The sequence below is a fragment of the Pseudomonas sp. RW10S2 genome, from assembly GCF_014268985.1.
GTDB lineage: Bacteria > Pseudomonadota > Gammaproteobacteria > Pseudomonadales > Pseudomonadaceae > Aquipseudomonas > Aquipseudomonas wayambapalatensis.
The window spans coordinates 16228-30620 of record NZ_JABWRO010000064.1 but is presented as its reverse complement, the minus strand read 5'-3'; the positions used below and the strand labels follow the sequence as shown (position 1 = coordinate 30620).

Sequence of the window (14393 nt, the reverse complement as noted above, 5' to 3'; positions counted from 1 at the left end):
GGGGGCGGGCCCGCTCCCACCCGGGCCAGGCCTGCAAACAGCCGAACCTGCGACCACCTGTCATCCCCGCCTCCAGCCAACTCCGCTATCATGCCGGGCACGTTCCGCCTCGCGAGTCCGCCATGCGCCGCCTGTTCTTCCTGCTGTTCCTGCTGCTGGCCAGCCCCGCCTTCGCCTCGGGCCTGCTCGACAACCGCCCCAGCGCCACCCTCGGTGCCGCCTCGCTGTCCAACAGCGCCGACTTCCTGCCGGTCCACGAAGCCTTCAAGCTCGACCTGATCAGCGCCGATGCCCAGTCGATCAAGCTGCGCTTCGTCGCCACCGAGGGCTACTACCTCTATCGCCATCGCTTCCAGTTCCGCAGCGAGCCAGCCGACATCGCCCTCGGCAACGTACGGATCCCCCAGGGTGAAGCCAAGCACGACGAGTTCTTCGGCGATGTCGAGGTCTACCATGGCATCGTCGACATCGAGGTGCCGCGTACCGACCCGCGCGCCTTCACCTTGCTGGTCGGCTACCAGGGCTGCGCCGACAAGGGCTTGTGCTATCCCCCGGAAACTGCGCGACTGTCGATTCCCGGCGAAGGCAGCACCCTGTCCACCAGCACGGCCGAGCGCTGGAGCTGGCAGACCTTGCTACTGTTCTTCCTGGCCGGTCTGGGCCTGACCTTCACCCCCTGCGTGCTGCCGATGCTGCCGATCCTCTCGGGCGTGGTGCTGCGCGGCCAGGTGGGTGGCTGGCGTGGCTTCAGCCTGTCGCTGGCCTACGTGCTGCCGATGGCTGCCAGCTTTGCCGCGCTCGGTGCGCTGATGGGCCTGTTCGGTGCCAGCCTCAACTTGCAGGCACGTTTGCAGTCGGCCTGGGTACTGGTGCCCTTCGCCCTGTTCTTCGTGCTGTTCGCCCTGGCGATGTTCGGCCTGTTCGAACTCAAGCTGCCGCACGCCTTGAGCCAGCGCCTGGACCGCGTCGCGAGCAATACCCGCGGCGGTTCGCTGCTGGGTGCTGCGGTGCTGGGCGTGCTTTCCAGCCTGCTGGTCTCGCCCTGCGTGTCTGCGCCACTGGCCGGTGCCCTGCTCTATATCAGCGCCAGCGGCGATGCCCTGGGAGGCGCACTGAAGCTGTTCGCGCTCGGATTGGGCATGGGGGCGCCACTGCTGCTGGTGGCGACCGGCGGTGCCGCCTGGCTGCCCAAGAGCGGGGCGTGGATGAACACGGTGAAGAACGTGATCGGGGTCCTGCTGCTGGGCGTTGCGCTCGGCCTGCTCAGCCGCGTGCTGCCGGGGCCGGTGACACTGCTGCTGATCGGCCTGTTGTCGGCAGGCGTGGCGCTGTTCCTCGGGGCGCTGGAATTCGTGGTCAAGACCCCGCGCCAACGCCTGGCCCAACTGCTGGGGCTGCTCTGCCTGGTCTATGCACTGGCGTGCTGGTATGGCGCACTTGCCGGTCAGGGCGATCCACTGCGTCCATTGCCAGGCCCCGGCGTCAGCGCCTCGGCCCCCGCCAGCGCCAACGCTCAGGCGGATGCGTGGCAAACCCTCACCACCCCTGCCGCCCTGGACGCCGCACTGGCCCAGGCCAAGGCCGCAGGCCAGCCGGTGCTGCTGGACTGGTACGCCGACTGGTGCATCAGTTGCAAGGTGATCGAGCATGAGGTCCTCAACGCGGCGCAGGTCCAGCCAGGATTGAGTGGGTTCAAACTGCTGCGCTTCGACATCACCGAGAGCAACGCCGAACAACGCGCCCTGCTCGACCGCTACAAACTGTTCGGCCCACCCGCCTTGTTGTTTTTTGCCGCAAACGGCAGCGAAATGACCGCTGATCGGGTGGTAGGCGAGGTGAACGCCGACGAATTTGCGAAAATTCTCACGGGCACGCGCAGCAAACTCGGTCTATAACTTCCCGCGCACCGGTAACTTTCTCCGATGAAGTGACCAGAGCTCATCATCTGGTCACATACTTTGCGCGAATCTCGGTCATCGTGCTGGCTATTGCAGGGAACTGGACACTCGCTAGTCTCTTGCGGCATAGTCGCCGCGCTATGTCGAATTGCCCTACAAAACCAAGGAAACCGCAGATGGCCACCCTACTGGTGCTGCACGGCCCCAACCTCAACCTGCTCGGCACCCGCGAGCCGGGAGTCTACGGCGCCGTCACCCTCGCCCAGATCAACCAGGACCTCGAGCAGCGCGCACGCGCCGCCGGCCACCACTTGCAGTACCTGCAGAGCAATGCCGAGTACGAACTGATCGACCGCATTCACGCTGCGCGCAACGAAGGCGTGGACTTCATCCTGATCAACCCGGCCGCTTTCACCCACACCAGCGTCGCATTACGTGACGCATTGCTCGCAGTGAGCATCCCATTCATCGAAGTGCACCTGTCCAACGTGCACAAGCGTGAACCGTTCCGTCATCACTCCTACTTCTCCGATGTGGCAGTGGGCGTGCTCTGCGGCCTGGGCGCCACCGGTTACCGGCTGGCCCTGGAGTCTGCACTGGAACACCTGGCTGCCAACGCATAGCCCAGATGACGCAAGGCCTCGGTCCTTCGACCGGGGCCTCGAAGCACTACGAAGAAACGTTTTCGATACGTTTTAACAATTACGTCCCCGACCGAACCTTGGGAGTTGCTGATTAATGGATATCCGTAAAGTCAAAAAGCTGATCGAACTGCTGGAAGAGTCCGGCATCGACGAACTGGAGATCAAGGAAGGCGAAGAGTCCGTTCGCATCAGCCGTAACAGCAAGCAACCTGCCGGCGCCCAGTACTTCGCAGCGCCTGCTCCGGTCGCCGCCCCCGTTGCCGCTGCCCCTGTCGCCGCGGCCCCGGTTGCCGAAGCCGCTGCAGCACCTGCCCTCAAAGGCACCGTGGTCCGCTCGCCGATGGTCGGCACCTTCTACCGCAAGCCATCGCCGACCTCGCCGAACTTCGCTGAAGTCGGTCAGTCGGTGAAGAAAGGCGACACCCTGTGCATCGTCGAAGCCATGAAGATGATGAACCACATCGAAGCCGATATCGGCGGTGTCATCGACGCCATCCTGGTGGAAGACGGTCAGCCGGTTGAGTTCGACCAGCCGCTGTTCACCATCGTTTGAATCGCGGAGAGCCAACGATGTCTGGGAAGCTCGAAAAAGTCCTGATCGCCAACCGTGGGGAAATTGCCCTGCGGATCCTGCGTGCCTGCAAAGAGCTGGGCATCAAGACCGTCGCGGTCCACTCCACCGCTGACCGCGAACTGATGCACCTGGGTCTGGCAGACGAATCGGTCTGCATCGGCCCTGCATCGTCGAAAGAATCCTACCTGCACATCCCGGCGATCATCGCTGCCGCCGAAGTGACTGGCGCCACCGCCATCCACCCAGGCTACGGCTTCCTCGCCGAGAACGCCGACTTCGCCGAGCAGGTGGAGAAATCCGGTTTCGCCTTCATCGGCCCTAAAGCCGACACCATCCGCCTGATGGGCGACAAGGTTTCGGCCAAGGACGCGATGATCAAGTCGGGCGTACCGACCGTACCGGGCTCCGACGGCCCGCTGCCGGAAGACGAAGAAACTGCACTGGCCATCGCCCGTGAAGTCGGCTATCCGGTGATCATCAAGGCCGCCGGTGGCGGTGGTGGTCGCGGCATGCGCGTGGTGCACAAGGAAGAAGACCTGATCGCCTCGGCCAAGCTGACCCGCACCGAAGCCGGTGCTGCGTTCGGCAACCCGATGGTCTATCTGGAGAAGTTCCTGACCAACCCACGTCACGTGGAAGTCCAGGTACTGTCCGATGGCCAGGGCAACGCCGTGCACCTGGGCGACCGCGACTGCTCGCTGCAGCGCCGTCACCAGAAGGTACTGGAAGAAGCGCCGGCCCCCGGCATCGACGAGAAGGCCCGTCAGGAAGTCTTCAAGCGTTGCGTCGATGCGTGCATCGAGATCGGCTACCGCGGTGCAGGTACTTTCGAGTTCCTGTACGAGAACGGTCGCTTCTACTTCATCGAAATGAACACCCGCGTCCAGGTCGAGCACCCGGTCTCGGAGATGGTCACCGGCATCGACATCGTCAAGGAGATGCTCAGCATCGCCGCTGGCAACAAGCTGTCGTTCCGCCAGGAAGACGTGGTGATCCGCGGTCACTCGCTGGAGTGCCGGATCAACGCCGAAGACCCGAAGAAGTTCATTCCAAGCCCAGGCACCGTCAAGCACTTCCATGCCCCGGGTGGCAATGGCGTGCGGGTCGATTCGCACCTGTACAGCGGCTATTCAGTTCCGCCGAACTACGACTCGCTGATCGGCAAGCTGATCACCTACGGCAAGGACCGCGACGAAGCCATGGCGCGCATGCGCAATGCCCTGGACGAGATCGTCGTCGACGGCATCAAGACCAACATCCCGCTGCACCGCGACCTGGTGCGTGATGAAGGTTTCTGCAAGGGCGGCATCAACATCCACTACCTCGAGCACAAACTGGCCAACCAGGAGTGATCGCGTTAGCGTGATGCACGAAACCCCGGCCCTGTGCCGGGGTTTTTCATTGCCCTGCGACAGGGGCGGTGAAACATCCACAAACCCCCCGCACTCGCGTAAACTGACGCCCTTTCGCGCAGCTCCCGCTGCCCCTGTCGATTTACCAAAGGTGCCCGCCATGCCCTGGCTGCAAGTACGTCTGGCCATCAGCCCGGAACAAGCCGAAACCTACGAAGACGCCCTGCTCGAAGTCGGCGCCGTCTCGGTCACGTTCATGGATGCCGAAGACCAGCCAATCTTCGAACCGGACCTCAACACCACCCCGCTGTGGTCGCACACGCATCTGCTGGCCTTGTTCGAAGCCGATGCCGAACCCGAAGCGGTGTTCGCCCACCTGCAGCTGCTGACCGGTGCCGACCTCCCCGAGCACCAGGCCGAAGTCATCGAGGACCAGGACTGGGAACGTAGCTGGATGGACGGTTTCCAGCCGATGCGTTTCGGCCAGCGCCTGTGGATCGTGCCGAGCTGGCACGAGGCCCCGGAGAAAGACGCCGTCAACCTGCTGCTCGACCCGGGCCTGGCCTTCGGCACCGGCACCCACCCGACCACCGCCCTGTGCCTGGAATGGCTCGATGGCCAGGCGCTCGAAGGCACCCAGGTGCTCGACTTTGGCTGCGGCTCGGGCATCCTGGCCATTGCCGCCCTGCTGCTGGGCGCCCGCGAAGCGGTGGGGACCGACATCGACGTACAGGCCATCGAAGCCTCGCGTGACAACGCCCAGCGCAACGGCATCGCCGACGAGAAGCTGGCGCTGTACCTGCCCGAGCACATGCCGGCGATGCAGGCCGACGTGCTGGTCGCCAACATCCTGGCCGGCCCGCTGGTCTCCCTGGCACCGCAATTGTCCGGCCTGGTACGTCCCGGCGGCCTGCTGGCGCTGTCGGGTATTCTTGCCGAGCAAGGCGAGGAAGTGGCCGCAGCCTATGCCGCCGACTTCGACCTCGACCCGATCGTCGTCCGCGATGGCTGGGTGCGCATCAGCGGCCGCCGTCGCTAGGCTACAGTTCGTAAAGCGCCAGACTCAAACCCTGCACAACCCCCGGATCGCCGCATGACCGACAGTTTCGTCACCCAGTGCCCGCATTGCCAGACGCGTTTTCGCGTCACGTATCACCAGTTGAGCGTGGCCCGTGGGGTGGTGCGCTGCGGCCAGTGCCTGCAGGTATTCAACGCCGCCCGGCAGTTGCTCGAGCAAAGCCAGGAAGGTACGACGCCGCCGGTCGCCACCGCACCGGCGCCAGCAGCCCCGTTGCCGGCTGCGCCAGCAGCGCCTGCGATCGAGCCCCCAGCGCCGAGCCAGGACGACTGGGCTGCCACGCTGGACGCCATGGACCTGGACCAGGAGCTTGCGCGCCTGGAGCGACGCGGCCCTCGCCCCGAGCGTCAAAGCGCCGAGCGCGACGAATCCTTGCAGGCCCGACGTGACGATCAACACCCCGAGCAGCACGGTGACGAGCCCTTCGGCACCGCAACCGATGACCGCCTCGAACCCGACCCGCAGCCCACACCTGCACCGGTCCAGGTCGAGCAAGAGCCGCTCGACCTGGAGCCGATAGCCCAGGACCGCACCGAACCCACCCTCGGACAGGCGCTCGAACTCGACGACGAAGACGCCCCTGCCCGCCTGCCCGCCGAACACGACGAACCGGCCAACGAGCGGCTGTCGCCCCTCGACGAGCCTCTTCCGGAAAAAGGCCTCTCGGCCCTGGACGACGATGTCGCGAATCTGCGCCTGTCGGCACGCGACGACCACGACGACGACACCGAAGGCGACGAACGGCTGGAGCCGGTGCTGGCCGCCAAACCCTCGCGTGCGCGCAAGGAACCACTGGTCGATGTCGTCGACGACCCGCTGCAACTGGACTGGCAAAAGCCCGCACCGAACTGGGGCAAGCGCCTGCTCTGGGGCTTCCTGGCGCTGCTCGCCGCTGGCCTGCTGGCCTTCCAGTATGTCTACTACCACTTCGATGAAATGGCCCGGCACGACCGTTACCGGCCGCTGTTCCAGCAACTGTGCCCGATCGTCGGCTGCCAGGTTCCCACCCGGGTCGACATCGCACGCATCAAGAGCAGCAACCTGGTGGTGCGCAGCCATCCAGACTTCAAGGGCGCGCTGATCGTCGACGCGATCATCTACAACCGCGCCTCTTTCAGCCAGCCCTTCCCCTTGCTGGAGCTGCGTTTCGCCGACCTCAATGGCCAGTTGATCGCCAGTCGTCGGTTCAAGCCCAGCGAGTACCTGTCGGGCGAGCTGGCCGGGCGCGGCGAGATGCCCAGCCAGACGCCGATCCACATCGCCCTGGACATCCTCGATCCAGGCCCGAAGGCGGTGAACTACAGCCTGAGCTTCCGATCCCCGGAGTGACCGGCGGGTCGGCGGGAGCGCCAACCAGCGCAAAAGTCATAAGCCCACAACTGCTCAGATTTTATCCAGCTCCATCTTTATCCGGTCACCGAGAGCGGGTATCATGCCATCCCTTTTTCGAACTCCAATGATCCGGCCCCACAACAGGGAACACCTATGTCGGCGGTACGCATCGGCCCATACACACTGCAGAACAACCTGATCCTCGCGCCCATGGCCGGGGTCACGGACCAGCCTTTTCGCACGCTTTGCAAACGCCTGGGGGCGGGCATGGTGGTGTCGGAAATGGTCACCAGCGACATGAACCTGTGGAACAGCCGCAAATCGCGCCTGCGCCGCATCCACGAAGGCGATCCCGAGCCGCGCTCGGTACAGATCGCCGGTGGCGATGCACAGATGCTGGCCGCGGCAGCGCGGGCCAACGTCGAGTCCGGTGCCCAGATCATCGATATCAACATGGGTTGCCCGGCGAAAAAAGTCTGCAACAAAGCGGCAGGCTCTGCTTTATTGAGAGATGAAGCGCTGGTCGCTGAAATCCTCGATGCGGTGGTCGGTGCGGTCGATGTGCCGGTCACCCTGAAGATTCGCACCGGATGGGACCGCTCGAACAAGAATGGCCTGAACGTGGCGAAGATCGCCGAACAGGCCGGAATCCAGGCGCTGGCGGTGCATGGCCGCACACGCGCCGACCTGTACACCGGTGAAGCCGAGTACGACACCATCGCCGCGATCAAGCAGGCGGTGTCGATCCCGGTTTTCGCCAACGGCGACATCACGTCGCCAGAAAAGGCCCGGGCGGTGCTGGATGCCACCGGGGCCGACGGCCTGCTGATCGGCCGTGCCGCCCAAGGGCGGCCGTGGATCTTCCGCGAGATCGAGCATTACCTGCGGACAGGCGAACATCTTCCGGCTCCCGGGCTGGACGAAGTTGAACGCATTCTGCTGGAGCACCTTGCCGCGCTGCATGCCTTCTATGGGGATGTCATGGGCGTACGTATCGCCCGCAAGCACGTGGGCTGGTACCTGGCAACACGCACGGGCGGCAGGGAGTTTCGCGCCCGGTTCAATGCCTTGGAAGAGACCCAAGCGCAGTGCGCCAACGTTCGGGCATTTTTTGCCGAACGTCGACAGAGCCTTGAGACAGAGGACGGACAAGGGGTGGCCGCATGACGATGATGACCGAGACATTAGTGAGTGGAACAACGCCCGTGAGCGACAACGCCAACCTCAAGCAGCACCTGAATACGCCGAGCGAAGAGGGCCAGACCCTGCGCGACAGCGTCGAGAAGGCACTGCACAACTACTTCGCCCACCTGGAAGGCGCCACCGTCACGGACGTGTACAACCTGGTGCTCTCGGAAGTCGAGGCACCGCTGCTCGAGAGCGTGATGAACCACGTCAAGGGCAACCAGACCAAGGCCAGCGAGATGCTCGGGCTCAACCGCGGCACCCTGCGCAAGAAGCTCAAACAGTACGACCTGTTGTAAGCCAGAATCCCAATCAGAAAAGGCGGCTCCGTTGAAAGAGGCGCCTTTTTTGCTGACTCCACCGCGTTATGGAATCCGAAATGACCGACCAGACTACCCGCCTGCCGATCCGCCGCGCCCTGATCAGCGTCTCCGACAAGACCGGTATCCTCGAGTTCGCCCGTGAGCTGCAACAGCTCGGTGTCGAGATCCTGTCCACCGGCGGCACCTACAAGCTGCTCAAGGACAACGGCGTGAACGCGGTGGAAGTGGCCGACTACACCGGCTTCGCCGAAATGATGGACGGCCGGGTCAAGACCCTGCATCCGAAGATCCACGGCGGCATCCTCGGCCGTCGCGGCACCGACGACGCCATCATGAACGAGCACGGCATCAAGCCGATCGACCTGGTCGCGGTCAACCTGTATCCGTTCGAAGCCACCATCAGCAAGCCAGGTTGCGACCTGCCGACCGCCATCGAGAACATCGATATCGGCGGCCCGACCATGGTTCGCTCCGCGGCGAAGAACCACAAGGACGTCGCCATCGTGGTCAACGCCAGCGACTACGCCGGCATCGTCGAAGGCCTCAAGGCCGGCGGCCTGACCTACGCCCAGCGCTTCGACCTGATGCTCAAGGCCTTCGAGCACACCGCCGCCTACGACGGCATGATCGCCAACTACATGGGCAGCATCGACCAGTCCAAGGACACCCTGTCGACCGAAGGCCGCAGCGAGTTCCCGCGCACCTTCAACAGCCAGTTCGTCAAGGCCCAGGAAATGCGCTACGGCGAGAACCCGCACCAGAGCGCGGCATTCTATGTCGAGCAGAAAAAAGGCGAAGCCAGCATTTCCACCGCCGTACAGCTGCAGGGCAAGGAGCTGTCGTTCAACAACGTGGCCGACACCGACGCCGCACTGGAGTGCGTGAAGAGCTTCGTCAAGCCGGCCTGCGTCATCGTCAAGCACGCCAACCCATGCGGCGTGGCCGTGGTTCCGGAAAACGAAGGTGGCATTCGCAAGGCCTATGACCTGGCCTACGCCACCGACACCGAGTCGGCGTTCGGCGGCATCATCGCCTTCAACCGCGAACTCGACGGCGAAACCGCCAAGGCCATCGTCGACCGCCAATTCGTCGAAGTGATCATCGCACCGAAGATCTCCCAGGCCGCCCGTGACGTGGTCGCCGCCAAGCAGAACGTACGCCTGCTCGAGTGTGGCGAATGGCCTGCCGAGCGCGCTGCCGGTTGGGACTTCAAGCGCGTCAACGGTGGCCTGCTGGTACAAAGCCGCGATATCGGCATGATCGCGGCCGAAGACCTGAAAGTCGTCACCAAACGCGCGCCGACCGAGCAAGAGATCCACGACCTGGTGTTCGCCTGGAAAGTCGCCAAGTTCGTCAAGTCCAACGCCATCGTCTACGCCAAGAACCGCCAGACCATCGGTGTCGGCGCCGGCCAGATGAGCCGCGTCAACTCCGCACGCATCGCTGCAATCAAGGCTGAGCATGCTGGCCTGCAGGTGCAGGGTGCGGTCATGGCTTCGGACGCGTTCTTCCCGTTCCGTGATGGCATCGACAACGCGGCTAAAGTGGGCATCAGCGCCGTGATCCAGCCAGGTGGCTCGATGCGTGATGCAGAAGTCATCGCCGCCGCTGACGAAGCCGGTATCGCGATGGTGTTCACCGGTATGCGCCACTTCCGCCATTAATCAGATGACAGGCTGATCGCCGGCCCCTGTGGGAGCGGGTTTACCCGCGAATGCGATGCTGGATTCACCGCCGCATTCGCGGGTAAACCCGCTCCCACAGGATCGGGGATCACCGCTAGACAGAGGTTTTGACATGAAAGTTTTGATCATCGGCAGCGGCGGTCGTGAACACGCCCTGGCCTGGAAAGTCGCCCAGGACCCCCGCGTCGAAAAAGTCTTCGTGGCCCCGGGCAACGCCGGTACTGCCATCGAAGCCAAATGCGAGAACGTCGCCATCGACGTCTGCGCCCTGGAGCAACTGGCCGATTTCGCCGAGAAGAACGTCGACCTGACCATCGTCGGCCCTGAAGCGCCGCTGGTCATCGGTGTGGTCGACCTGTTCCGCAGCCGTGGCCTGGACTGCTTCGGTCCGACCAAGGGCGCGGCCCAGCTCGAAGGTTCCAAGGCCTTCACCAAGGATTTCCTGGCTCGCCACAAGATCCCGACCGCCGACTACCAGAACTTCACCGAGATCGAGCCGGCGCTGGCCTACCTGCGCGAGAAAGGCGCACCGATCGTGATCAAGGCCGACGGCCTGGCCGCAGGCAAGGGCGTGATCGTTGCCATGACCCTGCAGGAAGCCGAAGACGCCGTGCGCGACATGCTCGCCGGCAACGCCTTCGGTGAGGCCGGTTCGCGCGTGGTGATCGAAGAGTTCCTCGACGGCGAGGAAGCCAGCTTCATCGTCATGGTCGATGGCCACAACGTGCTGCCGATGGCCACCAGCCAGGACCACAAACGTGTCGGCGATAAAGATACCGGCCCGAACACCGGTGGCATGGGCGCCTACTCGCCAGCCCCGGTGGTCACCGCCGAGGTGCACCAGCGCGTGATGGACCAGGTGATCTGGCCGACCGTGCGCGGCATGGCCGAGGAAGGCAACGTCTACACCGGCTTCCTCTATGCGGGCCTGATGATCGACAAGGCAGGCAATCCGAAGGTCATCGAGTTCAACTGCCGCTTCGGCGACCCCGAGACACAACCGGTCATGCTGCGCCTGGAGTCGAGCCTGGTGCTGTTGGTCGAGGCCGCATTCGCCAAGGCCCTGGACAAGGTCGAAGCGCAGTGGGACCCGCGCCCGAGCCTGGGCGTGGTGCTGGCCGCTGGCGGTTACCCGGGCGACTACGCCAAGGGCGACCTGATCAACGGCCTGGACGCTGCGGCCAAGATCGAAGGCAAGGTGTTCCACGCCGGTACTGCGCTCAAGGATGGCCAGGTGACCACCAACGGCGGACGTGTCCTGTGTGCCACCGCCATGGGCAGCACCGTTGCCGATGCACAGCAGCAGGCCTACCGCCTGGCCAAGGAAGTCAGCTGGAACGGTAGCTTCTACCGCACCGACATCGGCTACCGGGCCATCGCCCGCGAGCGCGGTGAGCACCAGCAGTAAACTGCGGCCCGCAGGTCGCAGCGCCATGGCGCGCGGCCTGCGGCTCGTCGACAGGGCCCCATCGGGGCCTTGCCTTTGGCGCGGCACGCCGCGCATAGTTGTTATCCGGCTTATCAGCCAAGAAAGGATCTCGTCGTGCGTCGGCTTCGGATTGCCACTGCCCTGATCGTCAGCTTGCTGACCCTGCTCTGCCTGCTTCCGGCTGCAGCCGAACAAGGCGGCGGGTGGTCTGTGCTGCTCGATGAACAGGCAAGCCTGCAGCTCTCCGACGTACGCTCCGACCGCTACCGCAACCAGTTCAGCCCATTGCAACTGGACGCGCTGGATGCCGCCCTGCCCGACCAGGCCCTGTGGCTGCACTACCGCCTCGAGCCCGCCGACCAGGAACGCCTGCTGCGCATCTTCGCCCCCGACCTGTCGCGCCTGGACCTCTACGCCCTCGACGGCGGCACGCTACTGCGCCAGTTGCACCATGGCCGACAACTGGGCAATGCCAGCCCTACCCTGCGCGGCAGCGATCACGTTCTGCCACTGCCCAACGCCACGCAACCGCTGGATATTTACGTGCGTCTGGTCTCCGAACACCAGTTACGCCCGGCAATCTCTCTGGAATCGGCGGCCAGCGCGGCCATCGACCAACGCCAGCCGCTGCTGTTCGGCCTGCTGTTCGGCGGCCTGGTGATGCTGATCCTGCACAACCTGATCCGCTTCTTCTACACGCGCTCCAGCACCACCCTGGTACTGGCGCTCTACCACGCGCTGATGCTGCTCAGCGCCTTGATCCTGCTCAACCTCTGCGGCCCGTGGTGGCACCTGTGGCACAGCGCGCAAACGCCTGCCGCCTACCTCACGCTGGTCCTGGCGGGGCTCTGCGGGCTGTATTTCACCCAGCGCTTCTTCTCGCCCTGCGCCTCGTTGCGGCTCACCCGCATCCTGCAGGCAGAAATGCTGATCGCCGCCCTCAGCGGCCTGCTCCTGCTGTTCATCGACAGCCTGCCGCTGAACCTGACCACCTACACCCTGCTGGCCCTCGGCAGCCTGAGCATGCTCCTGGCCAGTACGTACTACTGGTACAAGGGCTACAACCCCGCACGCCTGTTCACCCTGGCCATGCTGGTGTTCAACCTCGGCGGCCTGGTCCTGCTGCCTGCGCTGCTCGGTCTGACACGCACCCCCACCCCATGGCTGCTGGTCATCCTGATGGGACTGACCGTGGTCAGCGGCCTGTTGCTGAACCTTGCGGTCAGCGAGCGCCTGCGCAAGATCAACGAGGAGCGCGTGCGTGCCAGCCGTGCCCTCGCCGCCAGCGACGCCGAGATCAACGCCAAGGCCGAGTTCCTGGCCAAGATCAGCCACGAGATCCGCACGCCGATGAACGGCGTGCTGGGCATGACCGAGCTGCTGCTGGGCACGCCGTTGTCGGTCAAGCAACGCGACTACGTGCAAACCATCCACAGTGCCGGCAACGAGCTGCTCACACTGATCAACGAAATCCTCGACATCTCCAAGCTCGAGTCGCGGCAGATCGAGTTGGATGATGTGCAGTTCGACCTCAACGCACTGATCGAAGACTGTCTGAACATCTTCCGGGCCAAGGCCGAACAGCAGAACATCGAGCTGATCAGCTTCACCCAGCCACAGGTGCCACGCGTGATCAGCGGTGATCCGACGCGGTTGCGCCAGGCGCTGTCGAGCCTGCTGGACAATGCCCTGAAGAACACCGACCAGGGCGAAATCCTGCTGGTGGTGGCCCTCGACCAGCGCGGTGACGCTCCGCGCCTGCGTATCGCCGTGCAGGACAGCGGCGAACCGATGGCCAGCGCCGAGCGCGAGGCTTTGCTGCAGGCCGAGCTGCACAGCCACCACTTCCTCTCCAGCAACAAGCTCGGCGGCCATCTGGGCCTGGTGATCGCCAAGCAGTTGATCGGCCTGATGCACGGCGAATTCGGTATCAAGACCAGCACCAGCCTGGGCAATACGCTGTGGCTGACACTGCCGCTCGATCCGCTTCGCCTGGAACAACCGCCCGCCGATCTCGACGGCCCGCTGCGCGATGCCCGGGTGCTGGTGGTGGACGATAACGACACCTGCCGCAAGGTGCTGGTACAACAGTGCAGCGCCTGGGGCATGAACGTCAGTGCGGTGCCCTCCGGCAAGGAAGCCCTGGCGCTGCTGCGCACCAAGGCGCACCTGCGCGACTACTTCGATGCCGTGCTGCTCGATCAGAACATGCCCGGAATGACCGGCATGCAACTGGCTGCCAAGATCAAGGAAGACCCGAGCCTGAACCACGACATCCTGGTGATCATGCTGACCGGCATCAGCAACGCGCCCAGCAAGATCATCGCCCGCAATGCCGGGGTCAAACGCATCCTGGCCAAGCCGGTGGCCGGCTACACGCTCAAGACCACCCTGGCCGAGGAACTGAGCCAGCGTGGCCGCGAGCCGGCGATCATTGCTGCCCTCGGTGGCGCGCCGGCGCCGCTGGACCTGCCCGCCGACTTCCGTATCCTGGTCGCCGAAGACAACAGCATCTCGACCAAGGTGATCCGCGGCATGCTCGGCAAGCTCAACCTCGAGCCCGACACGGCCAGCAACGGCGAAGAGGCCTTCGAGGCCATGAAAGCGCAGCGCTACGACCTGGTGCTCATGGACTGCGAAATGCCGATTCTCGATGGGTTCTCCGCGACCCAGCGCCTGCGTGACTGGGAAGCGGCCAATCAGCGCCAGCGCACCCCGGTGGTGGCACTGACCGCGCATATCCTCAGCGAGCACAAGGAACGTGCACGCCTGGCCGGCATGGACGGGCACATGGCCAAGCCGGTGGAACTGTCGCAGTTGCGCGAACTGATCCAGTTCTGGGCGAACCAGCGCGAAGCGGCCACCGGCCCCCTCCACACGCCCTGATCACCCA

General features: G+C 64.4%; 11 protein-coding genes. All 11 read left to right on the top strand.

Features of this window, described 5'->3' with window-relative positions; all coding sequences use genetic code 11:
* Positions 1 to 122 precede the first annotated feature (122 nt).
* The 11 genes from HU729_RS15135 (at position 123) to HU729_RS15085 (ending at position 14386) form a co-directional block, all read left to right on the top strand.
* On the top strand, positions 123 to 1895 hold the full coding sequence (locus HU729_RS15135) for a protein-disulfide reductase DsbD (RefSeq protein WP_186710804.1): 1773 nt from the start codon (positions 123 to 125) through the stop codon (positions 1893 to 1895).
* A gap of 179 nt (positions 1896 to 2074) precedes the next feature.
* The gene (aroQ, locus tag HU729_RS15130; RefSeq protein WP_186710802.1) at positions 2075 to 2521 is read left to right on the top strand and encodes a type II 3-dehydroquinate dehydratase; all 447 of its coding nucleotides are present in this window, start codon (positions 2075 to 2077) and stop codon (positions 2519 to 2521) included.
* Positions 2522 to 2636: 115 nt separating this feature from the next.
* On the top strand, positions 2637 to 3095 hold the full coding sequence (gene accB, locus HU729_RS15125) for an acetyl-CoA carboxylase biotin carboxyl carrier protein (protein ID WP_186710800.1): 459 nt from the start codon (positions 2637 to 2639) through the stop codon (positions 3093 to 3095).
* A 17-nt stretch (positions 3096 to 3112) separates the two neighbouring features.
* Complete coding sequence (gene accC, locus HU729_RS15120) at positions 3113 to 4468, top strand: acetyl-CoA carboxylase biotin carboxylase subunit (RefSeq protein ID WP_186666012.1); 1356 nt, start codon at positions 3113 to 3115, stop codon at positions 4466 to 4468.
* Positions 4469 to 4628: 160 nt separating this feature from the next.
* A complete protein-coding gene (gene prmA, locus HU729_RS15115) occupies positions 4629 to 5507 on the top strand; it encodes a 50S ribosomal protein L11 methyltransferase (protein WP_186710798.1) in 879 nt (292 codons plus the stop codon).
* 54 nt (positions 5508 to 5561) lie between these two features.
* The gene (locus HU729_RS15110) at positions 5562 to 6875 is read left to right on the top strand and encodes a DUF3426 domain-containing protein (RefSeq protein ID WP_186710796.1); all 1314 of its coding nucleotides are present in this window, start codon (positions 5562 to 5564) and stop codon (positions 6873 to 6875) included.
* 156 nt (positions 6876 to 7031) lie between these two features.
* On the top strand, positions 7032 to 8045 hold the full coding sequence (gene dusB, locus HU729_RS15105) for a tRNA dihydrouridine synthase DusB (protein ID WP_186666009.1): 1014 nt from the start codon (positions 7032 to 7034) through the stop codon (positions 8043 to 8045).
* Positions 8042 to 8362, top strand: a complete 321-nt coding sequence (gene fis, locus HU729_RS15100) for a DNA-binding transcriptional regulator Fis (protein WP_029614158.1) — start codon at positions 8042 to 8044, stop codon at positions 8360 to 8362. Before dusB ends, fis begins: the two co-directional genes overlap by 4 nt.
* A gap of 80 nt (positions 8363 to 8442) precedes the next feature.
* A complete protein-coding gene (gene purH, locus HU729_RS15095) occupies positions 8443 to 10050 on the top strand; it encodes a bifunctional phosphoribosylaminoimidazolecarboxamide formyltransferase/IMP cyclohydrolase (protein WP_186666008.1) in 1608 nt (535 codons plus the stop codon).
* A 133-nt stretch (positions 10051 to 10183) separates the two neighbouring features.
* The gene (purD, locus tag HU729_RS15090; RefSeq protein ID WP_186666006.1) at positions 10184 to 11479 is read left to right on the top strand and encodes a phosphoribosylamine--glycine ligase; all 1296 of its coding nucleotides are present in this window, start codon (positions 10184 to 10186) and stop codon (positions 11477 to 11479) included.
* Positions 11480 to 11614: 135 nt separating this feature from the next.
* A complete protein-coding gene (locus HU729_RS15085; protein WP_186666004.1) occupies positions 11615 to 14386 on the top strand; it encodes a hybrid sensor histidine kinase/response regulator in 2772 nt (923 codons plus the stop codon).
* Positions 14387 to 14393: the final 7 nt, after the last annotated feature.